The sequence below is a fragment of the Mesorhizobium sp. XAP4 genome, from assembly GCF_029269325.1.
In the GTDB taxonomy this organism is placed as follows: Bacteria; Pseudomonadota; Alphaproteobacteria; order Rhizobiales; family Rhizobiaceae; genus Mesorhizobium; species Mesorhizobium ciceri.
The window spans coordinates 1,267,884-1,291,873 of record NZ_JARIXW010000001.1; the positions used below are offsets into that span (position 1 = coordinate 1,267,884).

Genomic DNA, 23,990 nt, shown 5'->3' on the forward strand with positions numbered 1-23,990 from the left:
TCAGGCCCGCTCGATCTTCAGCCAGCGGGCGCAGGCGAGATAGGCGATGGTGACCACCGCCATCAGGATGATCGACAGCGCCGAGGCCAGCGGAAAGTCGCCGCGCCGGCCGATCTGCATCATCACCAGCTGCGGCATCAGCAGCTCGTTGTTGCCGCCCAGGATCTGCGGCGTGATGTAGTCGCCGATGCACAGCACGAAAGTGAGGAAGGCGCCGACCATGATGCCGGGCAAGGTCAGCGGCAGCACGACATGCAGGAAGGTTCGCACCGGCCCGGCGCCGAGATCGGCGGCCGCCTTGCGGTAGCTCGGGCTGAGCTGCTTGAGATTGGCGAAGATCGTCAGCGTCAACAACATGACGAAGAAGTGCACGAAGCCGGTGATGGTGGCGAAACGCGTGTTGGCGAGATGCACAGGCTCGCTGATGAGGCCGGAGCCGGTCAGCGCCCGGTTTACGACGCCGTTCTGCGCCAGCACCAGCAGCCAGGAATAGGAGCGCACGACATAGGAGGTCCAGAACGGCAGCACCGCCAGCATCAGCGCCAGCCGCTGCCAGCGCTCCGGCACCTGTTCGGCGAGGATCCAGGCGAAGGGATAGGCGAGCAGCACCGAGACCACGGTGACGATCGCGGTCACCTCAAGCGAGTTCGCCATCGCCTGCCAGTAGGAAGGGTTGGTGAAGAACTGGCTGTAGTTGGACAGCGTGAAGCCGCCGCCCTCATGCGCCGTCAGGCTGGAAAACCCCATGGCAATGAACGGCAGCACGAAGAACAGCAGCGTCCAGCCGAGCGCCGGCGTGACCAGCGCCCAGGGCAGAGCAGAGCTCGCCCGGGGCAGAGCAGAGCTCGCCCGGGGCAGAGCAGAGCTCGCCCGGGGCAGGGTACGGCCCGCCCGGGGCAAGGGGTTGTTTCCAGCCGAGCTCATGAGCGCTATCGGCTCATTTCGCCTGCAGCATTTCGGTCCACATGTCCTGCATCTTCTTGTCGAGATCGGCGTTCGGCGCCGGATAGGCCTGGGCACGCGTCAGGAAGCCCGGCTGTTCGTCGAAGCGCAGCACCTTCTTCTGGTCGTCGGTCAGTGCTGCCTTGGTGTTGGCCGGCATGCCCCAGTAGCAGGAGGAGGTGGCAAGCCGCGCCTGGCCCTCCGGGCTCATAATGTACTGGATGAACTTCAGCGCCATGTCCTTGTTCTTGGAATCCTTGAACATGGCCAGCGACTGCGACCACAGAACCGCCCCCTCCTTCGGGATGGAGAAGTCCAGCGCCGGGTTTTCCTTGGCCAGGCCCGCCGTCACCCATTCGCCGCCGCCGACCAGTATGTCGACCTCGCCCGTCGCCAGCGCCGTCTGGCTGGCGGTCACTTCGCCGACCAGCTTGGCATTGGCTTTCATCTTCAAGAGCTCGTCCTTGAGGGCGGGCAGGTCGGCTTCGGTGAGATCGGCCGTCTTCTTGCCGATCGCCAGTGCGGCCATGCCGATGACCGGCAGGTAGTAGTCGTAGATGGCGACCTTGCCCTTGTACTTGTCGCCGGTCAGGGCCGCCATCGACTGCATGTCGGCCGGGTCGACCTTGGTCTTGTTGTAGCCGATCGTGTTGTAGCCGAACTTTTCGGTGATGCCGTAGCGCTTGCCGCCGACCATGGTGGAGCCGTCCATCTTCACCTGCGCAAACAGGTCGGCCAGCGGCAGCTTGTCTTCCGGCAGCGGCTCGAACAGGCCTTTTTCGACGCCGCGCGGCACGTCGATCGAATCGATCACCATCACGTCCCAGTCGCCCGGCTGCGACTGTTCGACGATGGCGAGACCTGCGCCGGTGCCCTCGAACTCCTTGACGTTGACCTTGACGCCATTGGCCTCCTCGAAGGGCTGCAGCAGTGCTGGATCGGCATGATCGCACCAGATCAGCGCGTTGAGGTCGGCGGCCTGGACAGCGCTGCCGGCTGCGAGCAACAGCGCCGCGGCCGCGCACGCAGCATGCAGATGGCTCTTCAACATGGAAAGCGAATTCATGCTCTTGGAATGTGCGGACATCGAGTGTTCTCCCTTGCCTTTGTGGCTTCTTGCAAAAAATTGAACCAATTCTAAAATTGAGTCAATTCTGTTTTTGTGGCAAGAGGCTGGAATGAGCGGATTGCGGGCAAGGCAAAAGGCGGACCGGCACAGGCGCATCATCGAAGCGGCGGCGGAACTGTTTCGAGAGGCCGGCTATGAGGGCGCCAAGATAGAGGCGATCGCCACGCAGGCCGAGGTCTCGGTCGGCACCATCTACAATTACTACGAGAACAAGGGCGACATCCTCGGCGCCATCGTCTCGCTGGAGGTCAACGAGGTGCTGAATGCCGGGCAGGGCGTCGTCGCCAGGCCGCCGGCCAATGTCGGCGATGCGCTGGATACGCTGATCGGCATCTACATCGAGCACTCGCTGCACTATCTCAGCAAGGAGATGTGGCGGCAGGCAATGGCGATCTCGACGCAACTGCCCGACAGCCCGTTCGGCCAGGCCTACACCGCGCTCGACCGCGCGCTGACCGAACAGATCCGCGCCCTGATCGCCCGCCTGCAGGCGCTCGGCCTAGTGCGGCAGGACATCGACGGAGCAGCGCTCGGCGAACTGATCTTCAACAACATGAACATGATGTTCATCGAATTCGTGAAGCGCGACGCGGCGAAAATACCGGAGCTGCGCGCGGCGATCCGAAGGCAGAACCGGATTTTGGTGGCGGCGATCGGGGTGTGAAGGAGTCAGGAGCAGACAGGAGAAATCGTCGGTTCGACATAACTTCATTCACACGAGGGCTCGCTCTTGAGTTGAATCTAAAACCTTGTACAACTTAAAGGGGCATAAAAAGGGGAGGGGTAAATGGGGGCGTTTTCCATCTGGCATTGGGCGATCATGCTGCTGTTGATCGGCGTGCCTGTTTTCTTTGCTGTTCGATCGGCCGCGAAGCCGTCGCAGAATCCTGAGGCTCTTGTGGGCTTCGGCGGCTGGCTGATGCTGCTGGCTATCGGTCAGGCATTGTCACCGCTGCGCACACTCGCCGAATTGGGGGCCTCCAGCGATGGCTACAACCAGCTCATGCTGGTGCCGAATGGACCCATGGTGGTCTATGGCGAGGTTGCCCTGCTGCTGGCATTCATGGTGCTTCAGCTTGTGGTGCTCGTTGCCATGCTGAGGCGGAGCCTTCGGTTCAAGCAGTTGTTTCTCATCCAATGGCTCGCAATCCCGGTGGCGGTCATACTGGACGCGATCTGGGTCTCCACCGCGATCGGGGTTTCGGTTCGGCAAGTGGTCACTGGCGAGGCGCTTGCGACGCACATAGTCTCGTTTGTGCTGATAGGGCTCTGGGTCGCCTACGTCTACAAGTCCGTCAGGGTGCGGAACACCTTCACCAGGGTTGGGGCATCCACCCAGGTTGCTGGCGCGTCGTAGAAGAAGGCACAACTTGGAATGTTGGAACTGCGCGCGGCGATCCGCGGGCAGAACCGAATTCTTGTGGCGGCGATTGGGGTGTGACCTCGTGCACCACTATGTCGCCATCGAACCTGGAACGGCCAGATCCTGAGCCGACCGACCTCGACCATCATCCGTGACGGCTGCGACCTTTTGGAAGGTCTTTATTTCGTCCTCATTTATACGTGCTGCCCGCGCTCTCGCCTGGAGATCAACCAGGCGCGCCACGAGCGATTGCGACGTCTCGACTTCAGGGTTCATCATTTTCATTTGTCCGATTGAGTGGCGATTTGACGAGCGCAACCCGCCGGCATCCCTGCCGGCGGGCCTGGCCGGTTCGAAGTTTCAGTCGTAGACTTTCACAATCTTGCGTGTGCTCGGGTCCACCAAAACCGTTCGGTTGTCGACCACCGTATAGCGGTATTTGACGTTGGGAACCTCGTGGAGTTCGACCGTGTCTGGCAGAGCCGTGCCGACATTCAACTCCACCCCCGGAAGCTTCACAGAAGCCAAGGGTTGCTTCTTCACGTATTCGCGGACGACGGTGTCCTGTTCCGGTGTGATAACCACATCCTGTGCCGCAACCGCGCCGACGCTGGCCAATAGCAAGAGCGCCGCAGCGGCGCTGCTTAGGTGCATCCTCATTTGTTTTTCTCCTCTTGTAACCTGGCGGCAGCACGATCGGCTGGGCACCAGCCACCCGAACACGTCGCCAGGCCAAACGTTCCTCATACGGGCCTCTGTCTGATTCCGCGCAGGACCAAAGTCTGGTTGGAAAACGCAATGGTCTTACCCGTTGGGAGTAGGCGGAACGGCTTAGGCCTAAAGGTTGTTGTCTCTGCAAATTCGGAGAGAAACAGTGGAAAAAAGTGTCGGCCAGGCGCGATGGTTGCTCGCACCGATTTTCGCAACAGCCATCACCTTCCTGGTGATGGGGGTCGTTCTTGGCTGACACGGCGTGGATCGGCGCAGCTACGTCCCTTCCTGCGCTGATAGGATCCGTGAGCCGCTTCGGCAGCTGACGGGTCCTGTATTTCACCGTGCGCCCACGCATGCTCATTCGGCAGGCGTGGGCGCATTTCTAGCTCATGTACCTTGGGAGGTTTATTATGGATCGGCGATCCTTCTTGACTGCAATGTTTGGCGTTGCCGGGGTAGCGGCCCTTGCAAGCGCTGTCCGCCCAACTGACGCAATGGCGGGTGTTCCAGGGGCCGGACACGGCATCCTCGATGAACTTGAGACGCCACAAACAGAGACCCTTGAAGAAGACGCACAGGCAGAAGTGCAGCAAGTCTACCATCGGGACTGGCACTACCGTCCCCACCGCCGCCGGCGGGGCTGGAGACGGGTTTGCCGCAGTTATTGGCGGCATGGTCGCCGTCGCGTCCGGTGCTACCGCCGACGTGGTCCTTCGGTCGTCCTTCGATTTTAACTGATTTCCCGCCTCGGCCCGTTCCGGCTCACGCGCCGAGAACGGGCCGGTTTAGATTCTTTTCGGTGAACGATGACAATGACATTGGTCCAGAGATCGAATGAGAGTGGCAGCGCGAACCAACCGGGAAATGGCAACGATGATGGTGCGCCCGGGTTTGTGGCCTCCGTCGCTTTGCCGGACAGAGAAAACATTGCCGACCTTGTCAGACGAACAGAGCGCATGGCGATCTTGGTGGTTCTTGGACTGAGCGGCTGGTTGATGCTCGTCCCCGCTATTTATCTTGTGCTGACGCACGGGATATGAAGCTTGCGGGACATCCGTGCGCGCCCAGGGTTGGATTGCAATCGCATCGGATCGCGGCTTCCGCAGCCGTTTCGTGTCACCGGCAATGTGGGCGGGACGGGCTGTATTGCTGGCGCGAGGCGCAGGTGCTTGGATCACCGCGGCCTACGTCCGGCATGCTTGGAGCGCTATAATCCAACTAGCCGAACGTAATCGGCTTCTGGCTTGCCGTAGGTGCCGTTTGCGCAGGCCGCAAGTCCGCTGCGGTCCCTGATGTGCACTTCGCCACGTCGAGAATAGATGAAACCACGTCCTTCCAGAACTTGCAGCCCAACGGTAACGCCTGGGCGTCTTGCTCCAAGCATGACGGCGAGAAACTCGTGGGTGATCGCAAGGCGCTCGCCGTGGACCCGATCGTCACACATTAGAAGCCAGCGCGCCAACCGCTCTTCAAGGTTTGATTTTGCGTTGATCAGGGCCGTATAGCTGGTCTGGATGTGGAAGTAGTGGACATAGCGCAACAGGAAAAGGCGCAACGTTGGGCTGTCCGCAAGAGCCTCCTTCAAGGGCTCGGTTCCCATCCTGAAAGCGCTGCCGGCCGACTGAACGTAACATTGATGCGCTGCATAGTCAGCGCCCATCACGAGCGCGGCACCGGTCATTCCCTCAAAGCCGACAAGGCCTACCTCGGCTTCCTTACCTGAAGCCGTCGCGACCACAGAAGCGATGCCTTCCTCCAGGAAGTACACCGTCTCGATCTCCGAGTCGGCTTTCTCTAAGGTCATTCTCGGCTCGAGGTCACACAGTTCAAGGTGTGGCTGCAAAAGCCCCAGGTCACCAGGGTTAAGGCGTCGCAACAATTGGTTTCTGTAGGGATCGTTCTCTGGATTGGTCATAGCTCAATCCCGCTTGGGGCAAGAGCTTTCCAATCTCCCTGCCGTCTGCGCCCGTAAACACGTGCAGACGATTTAGAAAACATACGCCCTCTGGCGCGCGATTGACAGTGAAATGCAACCTGATGCACGGCGTCCCCTCAGCCGCCCAATTACAAAACAGGGGTGTACAAAGTTAAAGGGTTGGAATCGTACAGAACTCTGCTTCGTACGAATCCGACAATTTGTGATCGCAGCCAACGAGCCGGCATGATGTACATGGTTATCAATGTCGAGGCAGAGCGACGAGAGGGCGACCGACCGACTGGCAACGCGACGGCTGTGCCCCATAACGGGTCAAAAGTTTGGCATCTAGATTGCTTTCACAGGTATGGGGTGGGCGAGAGCCCGTCGCTTCGCAAATGGAGCGGCGGGTCTACCCTACCAGTGACTGTCGAATGGCCGCGGCAGCAGAATGTACCGCCTTTCAGCAGAAACTAACGGAACATCCGTACTCGCCCAAAGTTGGATTGCAGGAAGCATCGCATGCGGGCTTCCGCAGCCCGTTTCGTGTCACCGGCAATGTGGGCGGGGCGGGCTGTTTTGCGTAGGTACGCAATTTATACCGCTGACTACTTGTGGGTAATCCAGTCCAACAAGCCAACGTTAACCTGCTCGCACCCGACATATTCGCGGACCAGGCTTTCAGCCAGGTGGCGCCATTCACACTCGGGAACGCCTGTTTCCCTGACCAGGTTTCGAAACGCCGAGCGGAGTATGTCGGCATCGAAGGCCGAGACGGCAACAGGACCTGGCTCCGGATCTCCCTCCCGGGCCATGTCATCGCGATGACGTTGGCGAAGGCGCTTGAGCAGTTCGCGCGAGGCCTCGATTGCGCGTCGGGAGTGGTCCATATCACGGCGAAATGAGGCAGTTCCGGCCAGGGAATGGTGCCGCAACCGAAAGCTGGTTTCTATAACCGCGCGTGCGACTTCTATATGCGTTTCTGCCATCGCGGCCTCCCTTCCTGCGAAAGGATTTATTTACTCTCTTGTCACGCGTGACCCAAGAAGGATTCAACGTACGGTTTGGTACGAAGGGATGGCGCGCAGATGGGCATGGTCCCGAACGAACGAAGGGCCTGAACGGCAAACTATTTGCGATCCAGGCCCCTGGCCGTCGGGTTCGCGGCGACATTGCGCCCGCGGAATGCCGTTCACAAGCTGGACCTTGGTCTTGCCATTCCCGCGGGGGGCGTCAAAGTCGGAGACGCGCTGAACAGTTAGAACTTCATCGCGATGCCGACGCGGAAATCGTGCGTCTGAAGCGTGTGTTCCAGCGTGCATCCGCCGCCACAATATTCAAGCGACTTCTTGCCGAAGAAGGAGAAGTCGTATTCGCCGCGCAAGAACACGTTGTGTGTGAGCGCGACGTCGATGCCTGCTCCAACAACACCACCGACCAAGGTGGCATCCCGCTCAGCGTTTCCACCCGGGTAGAATGTCTTCAGCTTTGCAGCGGTTACACCAGCCGTGACGAACGGCATGTAGGCTCCCATGTCCATGCCAACGCGACCCTTTACGGATCCGAACAAACCTGTGGAGGCGTCAAGGACGCCTGGGCCTGGAATATCGTCGAAGGTGTTCTTCTTGAAGCGGTAGCCAAGCTCGCCTTCGACGCCATAGACAATCTTGCCGGATTGGAGGTTATAGCCTGCAAAGCCGCCGACCGTTGCCGAGCCGACATTATGCGTTGCGCCAGCCTGGGCGCCCGGTCCATAGATCTTGTAGTGTTCCAACGTTCCGGCACCGAACACGCCGGCGTATGGCCCTTGCCAGGTCCATTCAGGGGTATCGACAGGAGCGATCGTCATATCGGCAGCCATGGCCGGAGCCGCGGAAAGCGCAACGAATGAAGCGAGCAAAAAAGCTTTCATGAAATCCCCATCAAAATCGCCAATCGCCTTATATCGATGAGCCTGCAACTTTGTATATAGCTAGGAAGTCACACCCGTAGGCTAAGTTGCTGCGCCTGAATTCGGCGAAATAGGTATCGGGATGGCCGGTGCAAGCAGGCATCCCTCGAAGAGCTCAATACTTCCGCTTCAGGCTTCGATGCGGGCATTATCGAGAAATTCAAGTGCGGAGCGTGGAAGGGTGCCGTTCTGATCTTCAATGAAGCCGCTGCCGCACGGATCAGGCTTGCAGCTGTGTTCGTGAAGAATGCCGATGGGTATACCGGACGGCTCAATCCGCAGCAATCAGGAAGGATGCCGTCGACGCCATAGTTAGGCGGCGGCGCGCAGGGCGGTGACTCGCCCAATGTCCGGGTCCCTTCTCAGCCATCTATCGGTAAAGTCCCGGGTATTTGGCCTTCTCAGCCTGGCAATTTCCCGCTCTCTGGACCGCCATGGCGTAAGCTCTTTCATAGGTGCGAATGGCCTTCCGGAACTTAGGAGGATTAGGCGTCAGGTGTTTTTCTATCCCCTCGTACAAAAGCACAGGGACAGCAATGATAGCTTTTCCATCTTCTGTAGGCCTCAGCCGGCACCTTTGCATAACGCCGTTGAGGTTACCTGCCATTTTAGCGGCCAAATTTAACTTGGCATCGGGCATCCCGACCAGGAAGTGGATATTGTCCTGTCCTGCCGAAGCCGCCGAAGACGCGAAGCAAATTGCGGCGGCGAGTGCGACCAAAATGCGGATCAAAGTGACGTCCCCCCAATATTCCCAAATCTGAGCCAGGCTGAATATTTGGCAACCTAGCACCAAGCACACTATCCACAAATATGACACCTTCAAAACGCTCTCGCTCGATGCGCCAATGGGAGGGACTGACCTTAGGCGAATCGATTTGCTGGTGGCGCCGGAACCTTACGAGCCGGAGGAGGACGAAGAGGATGATCCGGATACGGTGATGCTCTGGGGCGGATACTCGCGTTGGCAAATGAAAAATTCCAGGTGGATAAGCGGTGGATCGAACCCGAACCTTGTTTTCTAAGCTTTTGAAAATGTTATGGTTTTTGCATTGTGCTGGTGCCCCCGGACGGAATCGAACCGCCGACCTTCGGTTTACAAAACCGCTGCTCTACCAGCTGAGCTACAAGGGCACGGCGCTCCGGTTAGCATATTTGTTGCGCCAGTAAAGACAAAACTCCGTTTTTCCCGGCATGCCGCATGGGCCGTCGGCGAGGGCATCCTGAAAACCGCCGGATTGCTTCCTACATCTAGGGAAGGGTGCAATCGCTTCGAGCAGGGGTGTCGCATGATCAGATTTGTCATCATTCTCCCGATCATCTTCGTGGCCTGGATGCTGCTGGTGAAGATCATCAGCGACGTGAAGAAGGCCAACGTCGACTGGACCGGCGTCACCACCATCATCGGCTTCATCGCGCTGGCGTTCTGGCTGCGCCATGTCACGGGGATGGGGTGAGGGAATAGGGGAATAGGGGAATAGGGGAATAGGGGGCGACGGGTCATTGGTGTCCTTGCCGTCGCCGCGCTGGCTTCAGCGGCACCCCACAAAAAATCTCCTCCACCTATCGAACCTTTTGCTGCGCCGCGCCGACTGATGGTCAGAGGCGAATGGGTCGCCTCGATCAAAAGATCCAGGAGATCATCATGTTCAAGCGCACTCTTACCTCGGGCCTCGTCGCCATCTTCGTCGCCACCGGCGCGCTCGCCGGCACTGTCGGCACGTCGTCAGCCCACGGCATGCATGGCCATCATCATCACCACCACAACCACAACCATCACAAGAAGCACTTCAAGAAGTTCTGGTGGAAGCACTACAACCACCACCACAACCATCACCACAGGCACGGCAGGGTGATCATTTTCCTTTGATGGAGGGACCCAATTCCCCAAGAGGGCGGCTTCGGCCGCCCTTTTTGCGTTCGGCGATCACCTTGTGAAGTCGGGCGGCAAAGCTGCTGATCCCCGCAAGCTACGGCATGCACACATTTCCAAGCAATTGGTCTTTGGCGATAGAGTGCATGGCAGCTTGGCGCATGCATTGCCTATGCGGCGCTGGTCCCGCTCCGTCTCGGCTTCGCCGAGCCAACGCTCGCCCACCAACGCTCCTTTCCTTTCCCTCCGGAGGGGGGGAAGGTGGCGCTGCGAAGCAGCGACGGATTGGGGGACCCACCCGGCAATCGGGCCTCGGGCCGATCAGTCACCCCAGTCATAGCAGATATGTGCATGGCATAGCCCCCAGCAAGTGGGGGAGATTGGCCGCATCAACGTCCTCGCCAACCCTTTCCAGTCGCCGTCAGCGTGGACCTCGGTCCATCCGATTTCCCAGCTCCAGAAAAATCAAAAAAGTTCGAACCTTTTTCCTGGCTGTGACGACAGATGATCAAGAGGCGGATGGATCGCCTCGGTCAACGAAGCAAGGAGATCGTCATGTTCAAGAACACACTCGTTTCCGGCCTTATCGCCACCGCCGTCGCCGCCGCCACGCTGGCCGGCACCGTGCAGCCTTCGGCCGCCCACAGCCATCACCACAACCGCGAAATCGGCATCGGCATTGCTGCCGGCGTCGGCGGCTTCGTCCTCGGCAGCCTGCTCGCCCAGCCGCGCACCGTCTATGTCGACGAAGGCGGTGGCTCGTGGCATGTCCGCCGCTGCTACGATCGCTATGCCAGCTACGACGCGGACTCCGATACCTATCTCGGCCACGACGGATACCGCCACTATTGCCGTCTCTGAGGGGAGGACCCGTTCAGCAACAGAGGGGCCCATGCGAGCCCCTCTTCTGTTGTCTGGATGGTAGCGGTGCGTGCTCCATCGGCCGCTTCAGCGCAGAACTGAAGGGATTGGTCCGGCGACAGATCGGACAGTGTACAGAGATTTTCCGAGCGTCTATCCTGGACCGCGAAACGCGGGGAGAGACCCTTGGACGAGCAGGACCCCAGGGAAGACCTGGTCGAAACGGTTTTCCGCAACGGCACCGTCACCACCGTCGGCATCCTGCTGGCGTTTTCGCTGGGCTTCATCACCCATTGGGCCGCCAACCCGATCCCGTGGCAGACCTACCATCTTGTCGCCGTCCTGCCGATCCTGGCCGGCATTGCCTTGCAGATGCGGGCGCTCTCGCTGCTGCTCGACACGAAATGCCTGCAGCGGCGCATCTATGAACGCGCCAACCGCATCTTCATGGCCGGCCTGATATTCACCGCCTGCGGCGTCGGCATGGCCATCCTTCTCGATTTCTTCGATATCGCGACCAGGAGCGCGCTGCCCGGGGCGGGCTGATCAGCCGGCTCGCACGCCGCCGATCATCCTGGTCACCTCGGCTGCCGCATCGCGCACCAGCGGGCCGATCTCGGCCAGCCGCTCCGGCGTCACCCGCACCGTCGGCCCCGACACGGAAACGCCGCCGATCGGCTCGCCGAATTCGTTGAAGATGGCGGCTGCCACGCAGCGCATGCCGGGGTGCCGCTCCTCGTCGTCGACCGACCAGCCGCGCAGCTTGATCCGCGCCAGATCGTGGGCAAGCGCCGAAATGTCGGACAGCGTCCTGTCGGTGAAGCGCTGCAGGCCTGCCTTGCGCAGCATGGTTCCGACGCGCTCCGGCTCGAGATGCGCCAGCACCGCCTTGCCGATGCCCGACGCATGGAAGGGGCTGCGCGTGCCCGGCCGGAAGAAGGCGCGGATCGCCTGATGCGTCTCGACCTGGCTGACGAAGACCACGCAATCGTCCTCGGCGACGCCGAGATTGGCGGTCTCGCCGGTTCTCTCCATCAGCTCCTGCATGACGATACGCGCGCGGTCGACCAGCTTGCGGCGGCGCAGGAAGGCCGCGCCCATGCGGTAGGTCTCGACGCCGATCGACCACAGCTGGTCTGATGTGTCGAATTCGACCATTCCGTGGTTTTGCAGCGTCGTCAGCATGCGGTAGGCGGTGGAGGCGGCAAGCCCGCTCTGCGCCGATATTTCGCTCAGCGACAGGCCGCTGCCTTCCGCGACAATGGCCAGGATCCGCAGCGCCCGATCGAGCGACTGCACCGAACTGGCTTCCGAGGGCCCATTGAAAGCGCGCGGCCGGCCGCGCTGGCGTTTTTCCGTGGTTTCCATGGCGCCATTCTCGACCGATTTCGCCAAATGCACAATGAAAAAGTTTTTCACTGATATCGCCGGCCGAATTGCTGGAAAACAGAAAATCCAACAAAATCATCGTATAGCCGTCGTTTTCTATAAATGAAAAAATATTCTGAAAAAATTGAAAAATAGCCGGCGTGCTGGCATCCTCAGCCAATCCAACAATGACAAACCCGTGGAGGGCTGGAAAATGGCCAGGATGCGCGCTGTCGATGCCGCGGTTCTCGTTCTCGAAAAGGAAGGCATTTCCTGCGCTTTCGGCGTGCCGGGCGCGGCGATCAATCCGTTCTATTCGGCGCTGAAGGCGAGGGGAACGATCCGCCACGTGCTTGCCCGTCACGTCGAGGGCGCCTCGCACATGGCGGAAGGCTTTACCCGGGCCAAGGCAGGCAATATCGGCCTGTGCATCGGCACTTCGGGTCCGGCCGGCACCGACATGATAACCGGGCTCTATTCGGCCGCCGCTGATTCCATTCCGATCCTGTGCATCACCGGCCAGGCGCCGCGGGCGCGGCTGAACAAGGAGGATTTCCAGGCCGTCGACATATCAGCCATTGCCGCGCCGGTCGCCAAATGGGCGGTCACGGTCATGGAGCCCTATCTCGTCCCCATGGCGCTGCAGAAGGCCTTTCACCTGATGCGCTCGTCGCGGCCGGGTCCGGTGCTGATCGACCTGCCGGTCGATGTCCAGCTGGCCGAGATCGAATTCGACATCGATGCCTATGAGCCGTTGACGCCGTTCAAGCCGGCCATGACGCGCGCCCAGGCCGAAAAGGCGTTGACGATGCTCAACGCCGCCGAAAAGCCGCTGATCGTCGCCGGCGGCGGCATCATAAACGCCGATGCGTCGGATTTGCTGATCGAATTCGCCGAGATTTCAGGCGTGCCGGTCATCCCGACCTTGATGGGCTGGGGCGCGATCCCCGACGACCACCGGCTGATGGCCGGCATGTGCGGGCTGCAGACCTCGCACCGCTATGGCAATGCGACGATGCTGGAAGCCGATTTCGTCTTCGGCATCGGCAACCGCTGGGCCAACCGTCACACCGGCTCCGTCGATGTCTATACCAAGGGCAAAAAGTTCATCCATGTCGACATCGAGCCGACGCAGATCGGCCGTGTCTTCGCGCCGGATCTCGGCGTCGTCTCCGATGCGGGCGCCGCACTGAAGATGCTGCTCGACGTCGCCACCGAATGGAAGATATCAGGCAGACTGCGCGACTGGTCGGGCTGGGCGAAAGAGTGCCAGGCTCGCAAGAAGACCATGAAGCGCAAGACGCATTTCGACCAGGTGCCGCTGAAGCCGCAGCGTGTCTATGAGGAGATGAACAAGGCGTTCGGCCGCGACGTCACCTATGTCACCACGATCGGCCTGTCGCAGATCGCCGGGGCGCAGTTCCTGCATGTCTACAAGCCGCGCAACTGGATCAATTGCGGCCAGGCCGGCCCGCTCGGCTGGACCTTGCCGGCTGCCCTTGGCGTGCGCGCCGCCGATCCCGACCGCACCATCGTGGCGCTGTCGGGCGACTATGATTTCCAGTTCATGATCGAGGAACTGGCGGTCGGTGCACAGCACAAATTGCCCTATCTCCATGTCGTCGTGAACAACGCCTATCTCGGGCTGATCCGCCAAGCGCAGCGCGGCTTTTCGATGGACTTCGAGGTCGACCTTGCCTTCGAGAACATCAACCGGGCAGGCGATCCCGAGGCCGGCTACGGCGTCGACCATGTTGCCGTCGCCGAGGCCATGGGCTGCAAGGCGGTCAGGGTGCGCAAGCCGGAAGAGTTCGCCGGTGCCTTCAAGGAGGCGCAGCGGTTGATGAAAGAACACCGGGTTCCGGTTGTCCTCGAATTCATCCTCGAACGCGTCACCAACATCTCGATGGGCACCGAGATCGACAAGATCACCGAATTCGAGGAGCTTGCCGAGAGCCACGAAGATGCGCCGACGTCGATCGTCATGCTGGATTAGGCTTGGCGGAGAAAAGGAGAAAAAGAATGCCGCGTTTTTCAGCCAATCTTTCGATGCTCTTTGGCGAGCATGAGTTCCTCGACCGTTTCGATGCCGCCGCCCGCGCCGGCTTCAAGGGCGTCGAATATATCGGCCCCTATGACCATGCGCCCGATGCCGTCGCTGCCCGGCTGAAGAAGAACGGCCTGACGCAGGTGCTTTTCAACCTGCCGGCCGGCGACTGGGGCAAGGGCGAGCGCGGCATTGCCGTGCTGCCGGACCGCGTGCCGGAATTCCGCCAGGGCATCGCCAAGGCGATCACCTACGCGCAGGCGCTCGGCTGCCAGCAGGTCAATTGCCTGGCCGGCATCGCGCCCGCCGGCGCCGACCGCAAGGTGCTGGAGGACGTCTTTGCCGAAAACCTCGCCTTCGCGGCGGAAAAGCTGGAGCAGGCCGGCATCAGGCTGCTGATCGAGCCGATCAACACGCGCGATATCCCGGGCTTCTTTCTCAACTATTCCGACCAGGCGCTGGCGCTTATCGACCGTGTCGGGTCGAAGAACCTGTTCCTGCAATACGACATCTATCACATGCAGATCATGGAGGGGGATCTCGCCCGTACCATCGAGGCAAACCTCGACCGCATCGCGCATATCCAGCTTGCGGACAATCCAGGCCGTCACGAGCCGGGGACGGGCGAGATCAATTTTCCCTTCCTGTACGAGCACATCGACCGCATCGGCTATTCGGGGTGGATCGGGGCGGAATACAAGCCGAAGGCCGGGACGGAGGCTGGGCTGGGGTGGTTTCAAGCATTAGCCGGGCAGGGAAGTGCTGCGGCCTAGCCAACGCCGCGCCCCCTCATCCGGCCCTTCGGGCCACCTTCTCCCGAGGGGAGAAGAGACAGGCACCAACGTCGGCTTCTCTTCTCCCCTCGGGGGAAGATGGCCGCGCTAGCGGCCGGATGAGGGGGCGTTTCACACAAGCAACTGGAGAACCAAAATGGAAACCATCGGCTTCATCGGCCTCGGCATCATGGGCGCACCGATGGCGGGGCACCTGTTGGACGCGGGCTACAGGGTCATAGCCAGCGACCATCGATCGAAACTCTCAGCCGATCTCGTCGCCAAGGGCCTAACGTCAGTCACCGGCCATGCTGCCGTGGCGAAGGCCGCCGACATCATCATTCTGATGGTGCCCGACACACCGCAGGTCGCCGATGTGCTGTTTCACGAGAACGGCGTCGCGTCCGGTCTGACCAAAGGCAAGCTGGTCATCGACATGAGCTCGATCTCACCGATCGAGACCAAGATTTTTGCCAGGAAAATCAACGATCTAGGCTGCGACTATCTCGACGCGCCGGTCTCGGGCGGCGAGGTTGGCGCCAAGGCGGCGTCGCTCACCATCATGGTCGGCGGCGAGGAGAAACCCTTCGAGCGCGCCAAGCCCGTGTTCGAGAAGATGGGCAAGAACATCACCCTGGTCGGCCCCAACGGCGTTGGCCAGACCACCAAGGTGGCCAACCAGATCGTCGTTGCGCTGACTATTGAAGCCGTCGCCGAAGCGCTTGTTTTTGCTTCGAAAGCCGGCGCGGATCCGGCCAAGGTCAGGCAGGCGCTGATGGGCGGGCTGGCGGCTTCGCGCATTCTGGAAGTGCATGGCGAGCGTATGGTCAAGCGCACCTTCGCCCCGGGTTTTCGGATCGAACTGCACCAGAAGGATCTGAACCTCGCGCTGGAGGGCGCGAAAGCGCTCGGCGTGTCGCTGCCCAACACGTCCACCACGCAGCAGCTGTTCAACGCCTGCGCGGCCAATGGCGGCGCCAAGGAGGATCATTCGGCACTGGTCAGGGCGCTGGAGAGGATGGCCGATTTCGAGGTCGGCAGCGAGGCAGCCGGCACCCAGGGCAAAGCGGCATAGGTCAGGAGAGGGCGGCGCAACGTTCCCAAGCCGCCAACTCCTGGCCCATCGAAGAACGGGTTCCGGCGTCTATGGCCGGAACCCGTTTCTCGTTTCGAGATGTTTTTGGCTTAGCCGCGCTTCAAAAATGCCCGTGCCACGTAAAGGCTGATCGCCGCGGCATTCGATACGTTGAGCGAATGGATGGCGCCGGGCATGTCGAGCCGCGCCAGCGTGGTCACCGTCTCGCGGGTCTTCTGGCGCAGGCCTTTGCCTTCGGCGCCCAGCACCAGGGCGATCTTTTCTCCGGCAAAGCTCTTTTCGAGTTCGGCCGGCGCGTCCGAATCAAGTCCGATGGTGCGAAAGCCGGCCTCGTGCAGCTGGCCGAGCGCTTCGGCGAGGTTCTTCACCTCGATCTGGTCGATGTGCTCCAGCGCGCCCGAGGCGGATTTCGCCAGCACGCCCGATTCCTGCGGGCTGTGGCGGGCGGTGGTGATCAGCGCGCCGGCGCCGAAGGCGACCGCCGAGCGCAGGATGGCGCCGACATTGTGCGGGTCGGTGATCTGGTCGAGCACCAGCACCAGCTTCGCGTCACCAAGCGCATCGAGCCGCTTGGCTTTCAACGGCTCGGCCTCGATCAGCACACCCTGATGCACGGCATCCGACCCGGTGATCTTGTCGATATCCCTGGGCTCGACCAGTTCCATCTTGAAGGGCAAGGCGGCGAGATCGGCGATTTCGAGGCGCTCGGCCGCATTGCGCGTCACCAGCATCTTCCTGATCTTGCGGCGCGGATTGTCGAGTGCGGCGCGAACCGTGTGCAGGCCGTAGAGCCGCACCAGTCCGTCCGCGGCATTTTCGCCCGGCGGAACCGGCTGTCGAGGCCGGAACGCCGGCGCGCCGCCGCTTTTCTCGTCGCGATAGGCGCGGCGCAGCTTGGCGTAATGGGTGTCTTTGGGGGTGTTGGTTTTATCGCTCATGGCTGGCTTTTATAGCGGTGTCCTCCGGCCAAGGATATGGCCCGCCGTCACAGCCGGCGAACAACATCGAAAAACGCTGGCTGCGCGGTTGACACCCAATGGCCTTGCCGCCATAAGGCGCTGCGCTGGTTTCGGAGAACACATAACTCGGGTCCGGATCGGCGCGAATGCCTCGTTGCATGGCTCCGGCGGCAGACTGGAGAGGTGCCCGAGTGGTTAAAGGGGACGGACTGTAAATCCGTTAGCTTAGCTTACGTTGGTTCGAATCCAACCCTCTCCACCACTGCCGGCCCGGAAGCCCTGAAACGCGACAAGAATCGGACCGAAAAGTGCATGGCGCTTTTCGGATGAATCCGGTACTTCAGGTAAGGCGCGGGTATAGCTCAGTGGTAGAGCAGCAGCCTTCCAAGCTGAATATGCGGGTTCGATTCCCGCTACCCGCTCCAGACACTCATCCCATCACCGGCAAGCCGAAGCACTGCGCACGAAGCGCAGCGCTCCAATTGTCGTGGCTGCGCCGCGTCAGCTGTTGAACGCGGATGCGACCTGGTGCTGCTGCGGCACCTGGCCGTTCGGCGTCAGCTTGTCGACGATGCCGGGCAGGGCGGTGGACAGTTGCTTGAGCAGTTCCTGCTCGTCCAGTCCGGTCCGTTGCGCGATCTCGCGGATGATCTGCGGTCCGATCGCGGCGCCAAGATCGTTGGCGTTGATCGACTGGTTCTGGCCGGTTCCGACCCAGGAGTCCGCGGTGTTGCCGTGACCGGCGTCCCGGAGCTTTTCGAGCAGTCCGCCCAGGCCGCCCAGCAGGCCACCGTCGGCGGATGTGGTTTCCGTCGGGACGGGGGCGGTCGGAGCGGGCGCGGGAGACTGTTCCGGTTCTTCGGCACTTCTGCCGCTCAGCATCTTGCCGACCAGCAATGCGCCGAGTGCGATCATCAGAGGTTTGGTGATGTTGCCGCCGGGAACGGCGTTGTCAAAAAGTCCCATCGTGGATCCTCCATAGCGACCAAGGCCCGACCCCTCCTCAACAATGAAGCATTCGGGCGGAATTTCAAGCTGGCTTGAGGTTTTGACAATCATATGAAAATGTTCGGCTGGCGAGGGGATGGAGAGGAAAAAATGGGTATCATCAGCTGGATCATTCTCGGCGTGGTCGCCGGCTTCATAGGCAGCAAGATCGTCAACAAGACCGGCCAGGGTGTCATAATGGATATCGTGCTGGGCATCGTCGGCGCCATCGTCGGCGGGCTGATCTTCAGTGCCTTCGGCGCATCTGGCGTCACCGGTCTCAACATCTACAGCCTGATCGTTGCCGTCATCGGGGCGGTGGTTGTTCTGTGGGCCTACCATCAGTTCAGCGCAAGGCGGACGCTTTAGGCGCCTGCGGATCGTCTGAGGTTTCGAGTTTCTGAAGGCAAGGCCGGCTTCAGGCCGGTGTGCCCGGCTGTGGCTTGCCTATGGCATCGGGGCGGCGAAAATAAAGATCGGCGTTCCCGCAATGAAACGAGGCTAGGCGACGACGGCCAACCGGCGCTGGCGCTGATCCAGCGACACGATGGTCAGCCCGCTGCCGACGACCAGCAGGATGCCACAGACCGCCAATGTGTTGGGGAATTGCCCGAACACCAGCAGGCCCGAAATGACCGCCCAGACGGTGAAGCAATAGTAGAACGGCGCCACGGCGCTGGTCGGTCCGACGCGATAGGCCATGAAGATGAAGAAGTGGCCGAAGATCAGGAAAAATCCAGCACCTGCCATCAGCAGCAGGTGATGCGCCCCGGGCATGACCCAGCGCTCGGAAACAAGATGCGCGGCGCCGGCGCCGATCAGCACCACCACGACGGCGGAAATCGCCACGATCATCCCCGGCACCTCGGCCGAGACCCGCCGGCCGGCTAGGTCGCGCGCCGCTGCAAGGGCTGCGTTGCCGAGCGCCAGCAGGGCATAGACCGAAATGCCTTGCATGGTCGGCTGCGCCACCATCAGCGCGCCGACGAAGCCGAGCCCGATCAGCGCCATGCGCCGGCCGCCGATCCGCTCGCCAAACAGGATCGAGGAGCCAACCAGCATCAAGAGCGGCGTGATCTGGCCGAGCGCGGTGGAATCGGCGATCTGCATGTTGGCGAGCGCGACCACATAGCAAAGGATCGCCGCCAGCTCGAGCACGTTCCGGCTCAGGACGCGCTTGTCGAAGATCAGCGGGATCTGCTTGCCGTAGCCAAGCGCGAACAGCAGCGGGAAGCCCCAGAGGGCCGCCGCGGCACCCCGCAGAAACAGCACCTCATAAGACGGCAAGCCCGCCGTCGCGAGCTTCATCATTGTATCGTTGACGAGATACGACCCCGTCGAGACGATCATAAACAGCGGGCCGCGGACAGAGGCAGGGATGAAATGCATCCGGCCACAAGATCAGAGGCGGGTGGTGGCGGCAATGGTCCATGGCCTGGCCATGATTCAGACAGGGCCGGGCAAGCAAGCCGGCGCTTTCGCGGCCTCGATCGGTCGGCCCGCTACCCCTTCATTTTGCCCGGAGCCTTCCTATATCAGCGCCACATCCCCGCAATCGGATCGATGGTTCGGACTGAGTGAGACGGCACCCGGCCAAAAGACGCTTGTGTTTTTTGGCCTTTGTCGCTAATCGCCCCGCATTCGACTGAACTGAAGGTCTTCGACCGAACTGAAGATCCGGGCCGTCCAAGGAAAGAGACAATGGCAAAAGGTAAATTCGAGCGTAACAAGCCTCACGTGAACATCGGCACGATTGGCCACGTCGACCATGGCAAGACGTCGCTGACGGCGGCGATCACCAAGTATTTTGGCGAATACAAGCGCTACGACCAGATCGACGCTGCCCCTGAAGAGAAGGCGCGCGGCATCACGATCTCGACGGCTCACGTCGAATACGAGACGGCCAACCGCCACTACGCTCACGTCGACTGCCCCGGCCACGCCGACTATGTGAAGAACATGATCACCGGCGCCGCGCAGATGGACGGCGCGATCCTGGTCGTGTCGGCTGCCGACGGCCCGATGCCGCAGACCCGCGAGCACATCCTGCTGGCCCGTCAGGTCGGCGTGCCGTCGATCGTGGTGTTCCTGAACAAGGTCGACCAGGTCGACGACGCCGAGCTGCTCGAACTGGTCGAGCTCGAGGTTCGCGAGCTTCTGACCAAGAACGAATTCCCCGGCGACGACATTCCGATCGTCAAGGGTTCGGCTCTGGCTGCTCTCGAAGACTCGGACAAGAAGATCGGTGAAGACGCGATCCGCGAGCTGATGGCTGCGGTCGATGCCTACATCCCGACGCCGGTCCGTCCGCTCGACAAGCCGTTCCTGATGCCGATCGAAGACGTGTTCTCGATCTCGGGCCGCGGCACGGTCGTGACCGGCCGCGTCGAGCGCGGCGTGGTCAAGGTCGGCGAGGAACTCGAGATCATCGGCATCCGTCCGACGACCAAGACGACCTGCACGGGCGTGGAAATGTTCCGCAAGCTGCTCGATCAGGGCCAGGCTGGCGACAACATCGGCGCGCTGCTGCGCGGCGTTGATCGTGAAGGTGTCGAGCGCGGCCAGGTTCTGGCCAAGCCGGGCACGGTGAAGCCGCACAAGAAGTTCGTGGCCGAAGCCTACATCCTGACCAAGGACGAAGGTGGCCGTCACACGCCGTTCTTCACCAACTACCGTCCGCAGTTCTACTTCCGCACGACCGACGTGACCGGCATCGTGTCGCTGCCGGAAGGCACCGAGATGGTGATGCCGGGCGACAACATCACGGTCGATGTCGAGCTGATCGTGCCGATCGCCATGGAAGAGAAGCTGCGCTTCGCTATCCGTGAAGGCGGCCGCACCGTCGGTGCCGGCATCGTCGTCACCATCAAGGAATAACCGAGCCCGGCATTCGCCGGATCGACAAGAAAGGGCGGTCTTCGGGCCGCCCTTTTTGTTTGCCGGGCTATCGGCTGCCGCCCCGTCGGCCGAACCCTGTTGCAAGGCTCTGGACCTCGTCTAGTATAGGTTGCATCAAGGGGCTTTTTCCAAATGGTTCCAAGGCGGTATTTTCATCGTCGGGCATTGTGGCCGCTGGCTCTGACCTGGCTGATTGCGTTGCTTGCCACAGGCCCGGCAGCCTTCGCGGCGGATGCGGCGCCGGATCTTGGGCCGACGATGCGGTTCGGCATTGTCCGCAGCAACGCAGCGGGGTGCGAGCCGATCTGCCCGGAATGGATATCGGCCGAGGGCTCCATAGAAGCCGGAACTCCGGCACTCTTCAAACGCATGCTGAAGACGCTTGGCGGGCGGAAACTGCCTGTTGTCGTGGATTCTCCCGGCGGCAATGTCGAGGCGGCGCTGACGCTTGGCCGGCTGATCCGCAAGAACAAGCTCGATATCGCCATCGGCAAGACGGTGTTTTCCAGCTGCCAGCCCGACGCGAAGGGGTGCCAGGACCGTGACGCCCGCTACTTCGGCGATGTCATCGACTATGGCGCCATGTGCAATTCCGCCTGTCCTCTGATGTTTGCCGGCGGTATCAGGCGAGTGGCCGGCGAATGGGCCTATCTCGGCGTCCATCAGATCACCACGACCTACATCCGCACGAAATTGCAATACCGGACCACCTACCGGATCGTCGGGGGCAAGAAGAAGATCCTCAACACGAAGATCGTCAGCCGCAAGAACGCCGGCAGCTACAAGACCTACGAAATGAGCAAGTCGGTGGAGAAAAAGCTGGCGGCCTACCTGGACCAGATGGGCATCGAACAAAGCATGCTCGAAACGATGAAGGGCACCCCGGCCAGCGAAATCCACCAGATCGCCCTCGATGACATGCTGGCGATGAAGCTGGTCACCAGCACGGACGCCGTGGGCCTGTTGACCGCGGCGAGCCTGTGCGAACCCGGCCGCCTGGCCACGAATTGCCGGGAGGTGCCGGGGAACAAGCCTGATGGCCTGATGGCGACCGCGGCCAGGCCTACTCCGCCAGCGATCGAACCCCAGGCGGCGCGGCGCGATGAAGACATGCGCTTCGTTGTCGTTCGCGGCACCAATCCGCTCTGCAATCCAGACTGCCCGGAATGGATCTCGGCGGAAGGCGCGATCACCCCCCAGACCCCGCAGAAGCTGCGCCAGCTGCTCGCCACGATCGGCAAACGGCAACTGCCTGTCGTGATCAGCTCGAAGGGAGGCGACCTGTTCAGCGCCCTGGCGGCGGGACGGCTTATCCATGAAAAGAAGCTCGACGTCGCCGTTGGCCGCACCGATTTCGTCGGCTGTGACCCAGGAGCGTGGAATTGCCTGGCCAAGGAGGGCGCCTATGCCGGGCTGAGCATCGATGCGGGCGTGGAGTGCGATTCGGCCTGCGCGTTCATGCTTGCCGGCGGCATCAGGCGGCTTGTCGGTCCCCAGGCGCGACTTAGCCTCTACCCGATGGGGCAAAAGCTGATGGTCAAGGCTTACCTGGAGGAGATGGCGATTAGTTCCGCCCTGTTCGCGGCGATCGAGCGGCGCTCGGTCGAGCGCCGGCTGGAACCCGACATGATGCTGAAGGTTGGCCTGACGACGAGCCTGCAATCGGTCGACGCGCTGACCGGTGCGACCATTTGCGAGGCGGTGCCAAGACCCGAGAATTGCCGGATCCGGCCTTCCGCCAATGCCGAGGCTGACGCGCCGGCCAAATTGTAGTGGGCGACGGAGCCCGAAACTGGCCATCGAGGCAGGTTGAGCCGCTTTCGATTTTTCCGCTATCGTCGCTGCTGGCGGCTTCAGGCAGGCGGAGGATCGAGAATGGGCCAGGATATCCCGACACTCTACGAATGGGCCGGCGGCAGCGAGGCTTTGAACCGGCTCACCCAGACCTTCTATGACAAGGTGGCGCAGGACCCGATCGTCGGGCCGGTGTTCAAGACCATGTCGCCGGATCACCCCGCCCATGTCGCGGCCTTCATCGGCGAGGTTTTCGGCGGACCGAAGACCTACAGCGAGCAGTTCGGCGGCCACCGCAAGATGGTCATGCACCATCTGGGCAAGCATCTGAGCGAAGAGCAGCGCCGCCGCTGGATCAGCCTCCTGGCCGATGCCGCCGACGCGGTCGGCCTGCCTGACGATCCGGAATTCCGTTCGGCCTTCATGGGCTATGTCGAATGGGGATCGCGGCTGGCCAAGATGAACTCCAATCTCGGCGAAACCTGCGATCCGCAGACGGAACCGATGCCGGCCTGGGGCTGGGGTGTGCCGGGCGGCCCCTATCAGCCACCGGGTACAAACTAGCGTCCAGTTCGCCATGGAGATGTTGGGCTGATGTCGGAAGATGTGAAGATCATACGTTGGCGCGAGTGGGACGGACCGGGTCTCGAACGTTTGGTGCTGCAGGAGCGGGCAGGGGAGGTCTCGGCCGACTCTGTCGCAGTCTGCTCCGGGCAAACGCCTTTTGCCGTCCGTTACCGCATCGCTTGCGATGTCGGCTGGCACGCCAGGCGTGTCGTTGTCGATATGATCGGTAGCGGCCGCACGCTTGTTCTTGCCGCCGATGGCGATGGTCGCTGGACCAGGCACGGCCTGCCGATGCCGGAGCTCGACGGCATTTTCGATCCCGACCTGACCATCACGCCGTTCACCAACACGCTGCCGATCCGGCGATTGCAACTTTCCGCCGGGCAGAGTGCCGAGATAACCACTGCCTTCATCGACTTCCCCGCCCTCACGGTCGTCGCCAACCCGCAGCGCTACACATGCCTCGAAGAGGGCAGGCGATATCTCTATGAATCGCGCGCCAGCGACTTCAGGCGGGAACTTGAAATCGACCGCAACGGGCTGGTTGTCGACTATCCCGATTTCTGGCGCAGAGGTTAAGGCGTGTTTGCAAGCAAACCGCTCTTTACAGAGCGTGCGGAAGCTTTTAGGAAGCGCCTGCTGCGCCGACATGCGCACGTACGGGCATAGCTCAGTTGGTAGAGCGGCGGTCTCCAAAACCGCAGGTCGTAGGTTCGAGCCCTGCTGCCCGTGCCATTCCCTGAATGGCATTCA

General features: G+C 61.4%; 25 protein-coding genes and 4 tRNA genes. 17 read left to right on the plus strand and 12 right to left on the minus strand.

All coding sequences use genetic code 11. The features are described 5' to 3' along the window. Window positions 1-924, minus strand: coding sequence for an ABC transporter permease (locus P3C39_RS06350; RefSeq protein ID WP_275952949.1), 924 nt, complete (start codon window positions 922-924; stop codon window positions 1-3). 13 nt (window positions 925-937) lie between these two features. Then, on the minus strand, window positions 938-2,029 hold the full coding sequence (locus tag P3C39_RS06355) for a spermidine/putrescine ABC transporter substrate-binding protein (RefSeq protein WP_224621578.1): 1,092 nt from the start codon (window positions 2,027-2,029) through the stop codon (window positions 938-940). 91 nt (window positions 2,030-2,120) lie between these two features. On the opposite strand from P3C39_RS06355, the gene P3C39_RS06360 reads away from it, so the two are divergent. Together P3C39_RS06360 and P3C39_RS06365 are read left to right on the plus strand one after the other, a co-directional pair. Then, window positions 2,121-2,735: a TetR/AcrR family transcriptional regulator gene (locus P3C39_RS06360; RefSeq protein WP_013531384.1), complete on the plus strand. Its 615-nt coding sequence runs from the start codon at window positions 2,121-2,123 to the stop codon at window positions 2,733-2,735. 123 nt (window positions 2,736-2,858) lie between these two features. After that, window positions 2,859-3,428 carry a DUF2569 family protein gene (locus P3C39_RS06365; RefSeq protein ID WP_063172288.1) on the plus strand — a complete coding sequence of 190 codons (570 nt, stop codon included), beginning with the start codon at window positions 2,859-2,861 and terminating at the stop codon, window positions 3,426-3,428. 366 nt (window positions 3,429-3,794) lie between these two features. Here the strand turns inward: P3C39_RS06365 and P3C39_RS06370 are convergent, their stop codons facing one another. The 6 genes from P3C39_RS06370 to P3C39_RS06395 all read right to left on the minus strand — a co-directional run bounded on the left by P3C39_RS06370 (window position 3,795) and on the right by P3C39_RS06395 (window position 9,148). Next, window positions 3,795-4,094, minus strand: coding sequence for a DUF1236 domain-containing protein (locus tag P3C39_RS06370; RefSeq protein ID WP_013531386.1), 300 nt, complete (start codon window positions 4,092-4,094; stop codon window positions 3,795-3,797). A 1,261-nt stretch (window positions 4,095-5,355) separates the two neighbouring features. Then, window positions 5,356-6,063, minus strand: coding sequence for a Crp/Fnr family transcriptional regulator (locus P3C39_RS06375; RefSeq protein ID WP_275952950.1), 708 nt, complete (start codon window positions 6,061-6,063; stop codon window positions 5,356-5,358). Window positions 6,064-6,671: 608 nt separating this feature from the next. Then, complete coding sequence (locus P3C39_RS06380) at window positions 6,672-7,052, minus strand: hypothetical protein (RefSeq protein ID WP_013531389.1); 381 nt, start codon at window positions 7,050-7,052, stop codon at window positions 6,672-6,674. A gap of 269 nt (window positions 7,053-7,321) precedes the next feature. Continuing rightward, entirely contained in the window at window positions 7,322-7,975 is a 654-nt protein-coding gene (locus tag P3C39_RS06385; protein WP_013531390.1) for an outer membrane beta-barrel protein, read from the minus strand. 409 nt (window positions 7,976-8,384) lie between these two features. Beyond that, window positions 8,385-8,747, minus strand: a complete 363-nt coding sequence (locus P3C39_RS06390; RefSeq protein ID WP_198032151.1) for a hypothetical protein — start codon at window positions 8,745-8,747, stop codon at window positions 8,385-8,387. A gap of 325 nt (window positions 8,748-9,072) precedes the next feature. After that, a tRNA-Thr gene (locus P3C39_RS06395) sits at window positions 9,073-9,148 on the minus strand. A 155-nt stretch (window positions 9,149-9,303) separates the two neighbouring features. On the opposite strand from P3C39_RS06395, the gene P3C39_RS06400 reads away from it, so the two are divergent. From P3C39_RS06400 to P3C39_RS06415, 4 genes are all read left to right on the plus strand, one after another. Beyond that, on the plus strand, window positions 9,304-9,471 hold the full coding sequence (locus P3C39_RS06400; protein ID WP_013531392.1) for a hypothetical protein: 168 nt from the start codon (window positions 9,304-9,306) through the stop codon (window positions 9,469-9,471). Window positions 9,472-9,659: 188 nt separating this feature from the next. Then, window positions 9,660-9,884: a hypothetical protein gene (locus P3C39_RS06405; protein ID WP_064994025.1), complete on the plus strand. Its 225-nt coding sequence runs from the start codon at window positions 9,660-9,662 to the stop codon at window positions 9,882-9,884. 558 nt (window positions 9,885-10,442) lie between these two features. Further along, a complete protein-coding gene (locus P3C39_RS06410; protein ID WP_013531394.1) occupies window positions 10,443-10,748 on the plus strand; it encodes a BA14K family protein in 306 nt (101 codons plus the stop codon). A 186-nt stretch (window positions 10,749-10,934) separates the two neighbouring features. Next, complete coding sequence (locus tag P3C39_RS06415; RefSeq protein ID WP_013531395.1) at window positions 10,935-11,294, plus strand: hypothetical protein; 360 nt, start codon at window positions 10,935-10,937, stop codon at window positions 11,292-11,294. On the opposite strand, the gene bhcR is transcribed toward P3C39_RS06415, so the two are convergent. Continuing rightward, window positions 11,295-12,116, minus strand: a complete 822-nt coding sequence (gene bhcR / locus P3C39_RS06420; protein ID WP_275953165.1) for an HTH-type transcriptional regulator BhcR — start codon at window positions 12,114-12,116, stop codon at window positions 11,295-11,297. A 214-nt stretch (window positions 12,117-12,330) separates the two neighbouring features. Between bhcR and gcl the strand changes: the two genes are divergently transcribed. From gcl to P3C39_RS06435, 3 genes are all read left to right on the plus strand, one after another. Then, window positions 12,331-14,112 (plus strand): glyoxylate carboligase, encoded by a 1,782-nt coding sequence (gene gcl / locus P3C39_RS06425; protein ID WP_275952951.1) that lies wholly within the window; start codon window positions 12,331-12,333, stop codon window positions 14,110-14,112. A gap of 26 nt (window positions 14,113-14,138) precedes the next feature. After that, window positions 14,139-14,936 (plus strand): hydroxypyruvate isomerase, encoded by a 798-nt coding sequence (gene hyi, locus P3C39_RS06430; RefSeq protein WP_013531398.1) that lies wholly within the window; start codon window positions 14,139-14,141, stop codon window positions 14,934-14,936. A gap of 157 nt (window positions 14,937-15,093) precedes the next feature. Next, window positions 15,094-16,011, plus strand: coding sequence for a 2-hydroxy-3-oxopropionate reductase (locus tag P3C39_RS06435; RefSeq protein WP_275952952.1), 918 nt, complete (start codon window positions 15,094-15,096; stop codon window positions 16,009-16,011). Window positions 16,012-16,121: 110 nt separating this feature from the next. Here P3C39_RS06435 and rlmB read toward each other — a convergent pair whose 3' ends face one another. After that, the gene (gene rlmB / locus P3C39_RS06440) at window positions 16,122-16,970 is read right to left on the minus strand and encodes a 23S rRNA (guanosine(2251)-2'-O)-methyltransferase RlmB (protein ID WP_275952953.1); all 849 of its coding nucleotides are present in this window, start codon (window positions 16,968-16,970) and stop codon (window positions 16,122-16,124) included. 198 nt (window positions 16,971-17,168) lie between these two features. Between rlmB and P3C39_RS06445 the strand changes: the two genes are divergently transcribed. Together P3C39_RS06445 and P3C39_RS06450 are read left to right on the plus strand one after the other, a co-directional pair. Further along, window positions 17,169-17,253, plus strand: a tRNA-Tyr gene (locus P3C39_RS06445). 89 nt (window positions 17,254-17,342) lie between these two features. Continuing rightward, window positions 17,343-17,416 (plus strand) — tRNA-Gly (locus P3C39_RS06450). Between the two features lie 76 nt (window positions 17,417-17,492). Here P3C39_RS06450 and P3C39_RS06455 read toward each other — a convergent pair. Further along, complete coding sequence (locus P3C39_RS06455; protein WP_013531401.1) at window positions 17,493-17,957, minus strand: YidB family protein; 465 nt, start codon at window positions 17,955-17,957, stop codon at window positions 17,493-17,495. 132 nt (window positions 17,958-18,089) lie between these two features. On the opposite strand from P3C39_RS06455, the gene P3C39_RS06460 reads away from it, so the two are divergent. Next, window positions 18,090-18,347, plus strand: a complete 258-nt coding sequence (locus P3C39_RS06460; protein ID WP_013531402.1) for a GlsB/YeaQ/YmgE family stress response membrane protein — start codon at window positions 18,090-18,092, stop codon at window positions 18,345-18,347. Window positions 18,348-18,479: 132 nt separating this feature from the next. Here the strand turns inward: P3C39_RS06460 and P3C39_RS06465 are convergent, their stop codons facing one another. After that, a complete protein-coding gene (locus P3C39_RS06465; protein ID WP_064993614.1) occupies window positions 18,480-19,367 on the minus strand; it encodes a DMT family transporter in 888 nt (295 codons plus the stop codon). Window positions 19,368-19,679: 312 nt separating this feature from the next. On the opposite strand from P3C39_RS06465, the gene tuf reads away from it, so the two are divergent. The 5 genes from tuf (at window position 19,680) to P3C39_RS06490 (ending at window position 23,972) form a co-directional block, all read left to right on the plus strand. Further along, window positions 19,680-20,855, plus strand: a complete 1,176-nt coding sequence (gene tuf, locus P3C39_RS06470) for an elongation factor Tu (RefSeq protein ID WP_013531404.1) — start codon at window positions 19,680-19,682, stop codon at window positions 20,853-20,855. A gap of 153 nt (window positions 20,856-21,008) precedes the next feature. Continuing rightward, complete coding sequence (locus tag P3C39_RS06475) at window positions 21,009-22,649, plus strand: hypothetical protein (protein WP_275952954.1); 1,641 nt, start codon at window positions 21,009-21,011, stop codon at window positions 22,647-22,649. 102 nt (window positions 22,650-22,751) lie between these two features. Next, window positions 22,752-23,234: a group II truncated hemoglobin gene (locus P3C39_RS06480; protein WP_275952955.1), complete on the plus strand. Its 483-nt coding sequence runs from the start codon at window positions 22,752-22,754 to the stop codon at window positions 23,232-23,234. A gap of 30 nt (window positions 23,235-23,264) precedes the next feature. After that, window positions 23,265-23,816 (plus strand): putative glycolipid-binding domain-containing protein, encoded by a 552-nt coding sequence (locus P3C39_RS06485; protein ID WP_275952956.1) that lies wholly within the window; start codon window positions 23,265-23,267, stop codon window positions 23,814-23,816. Window positions 23,817-23,896: 80 nt separating this feature from the next. Further along, a tRNA-Trp gene (locus tag P3C39_RS06490) sits at window positions 23,897-23,972 on the plus strand. Window positions 23,973-23,990 lie beyond the last annotated feature (18 nt).

Bases quoted from the DNA above. Each gene is read 5' to 3' on its own strand.
- P3C39_RS06350 (WP_275952949.1), bottom strand. From the start codon at position 924: ATGAGCTCGGCTGGAAACAACCCCTTGCCCCGGGCGGGCCGTACCCTG.
- P3C39_RS06355 (WP_224621578.1), bottom strand. From the start codon at position 2,029: ATGTCCGCACATTCCAAGAGCATGAATTCGCTTTCCATGTTGAAGAGC.
- P3C39_RS06360 (WP_013531384.1), top strand. From the start codon at position 2,121: ATGAGCGGATTGCGGGCAAGGCAAAAGGCGGACCGGCACAGGCGCATC.
- P3C39_RS06365 (WP_063172288.1), top strand. From the start codon at position 2,859: ATGGGGGCGTTTTCCATCTGGCATTGGGCGATCATGCTGCTGTTGATC.
- P3C39_RS06370 (WP_013531386.1), bottom strand. From the start codon at position 4,094: ATGAGGATGCACCTAAGCAGCGCCGCTGCGGCGCTCTTGCTATTGGCC.
- P3C39_RS06375 (WP_275952950.1), bottom strand. From the start codon at position 6,063: ATGACCAATCCAGAGAACGATCCCTACAGAAACCAATTGTTGCGACGC.
- P3C39_RS06380 (WP_013531389.1), bottom strand. From the start codon at position 7,052: ATGGCAGAAACGCATATAGAAGTCGCACGCGCGGTTATAGAAACCAGC.
- P3C39_RS06385 (WP_013531390.1), bottom strand. From the start codon at position 7,975: ATGAAAGCTTTTTTGCTCGCTTCATTCGTTGCGCTTTCCGCGGCTCCG.
- P3C39_RS06400 (WP_013531392.1), top strand. From the start codon at position 9,304: ATGATCAGATTTGTCATCATTCTCCCGATCATCTTCGTGGCCTGGATG.
- P3C39_RS06405 (WP_064994025.1), top strand. From the start codon at position 9,660: ATGTTCAAGCGCACTCTTACCTCGGGCCTCGTCGCCATCTTCGTCGCC.
- P3C39_RS06410 (WP_013531394.1), top strand. From the start codon at position 10,443: ATGTTCAAGAACACACTCGTTTCCGGCCTTATCGCCACCGCCGTCGCC.
- bhcR (WP_275953165.1), bottom strand. From the start codon at position 12,116: ATGGAAACCACGGAAAAACGCCAGCGCGGCCGGCCGCGCGCTTTCAAT.
- gcl (WP_275952951.1), top strand. From the start codon at position 12,331: ATGGCCAGGATGCGCGCTGTCGATGCCGCGGTTCTCGTTCTCGAAAAG.
- hyi (WP_013531398.1), top strand. From the start codon at position 14,139: ATGCCGCGTTTTTCAGCCAATCTTTCGATGCTCTTTGGCGAGCATGAG.
- P3C39_RS06435 (WP_275952952.1), top strand. From the start codon at position 15,094: ATGGAAACCATCGGCTTCATCGGCCTCGGCATCATGGGCGCACCGATG.
- rlmB (WP_275952953.1), bottom strand. From the start codon at position 16,970: ATGAGCGATAAAACCAACACCCCCAAAGACACCCATTACGCCAAGCTG.
- P3C39_RS06455 (WP_013531401.1), bottom strand. From the start codon at position 17,957: ATGGGACTTTTTGACAACGCCGTTCCCGGCGGCAACATCACCAAACCT.
- P3C39_RS06460 (WP_013531402.1), top strand. From the start codon at position 18,090: ATGGGTATCATCAGCTGGATCATTCTCGGCGTGGTCGCCGGCTTCATA.
- P3C39_RS06465 (WP_064993614.1), bottom strand. From the start codon at position 19,367: ATGCATTTCATCCCTGCCTCTGTCCGCGGCCCGCTGTTTATGATCGTC.
- tuf (WP_013531404.1), top strand. From the start codon at position 19,680: ATGGCAAAAGGTAAATTCGAGCGTAACAAGCCTCACGTGAACATCGGC.
- P3C39_RS06475 (WP_275952954.1), top strand. From the start codon at position 21,009: ATGGTTCCAAGGCGGTATTTTCATCGTCGGGCATTGTGGCCGCTGGCT.
- P3C39_RS06480 (WP_275952955.1), top strand. From the start codon at position 22,752: ATGGGCCAGGATATCCCGACACTCTACGAATGGGCCGGCGGCAGCGAG.
- P3C39_RS06485 (WP_275952956.1), top strand. From the start codon at position 23,265: ATGTCGGAAGATGTGAAGATCATACGTTGGCGCGAGTGGGACGGACCG.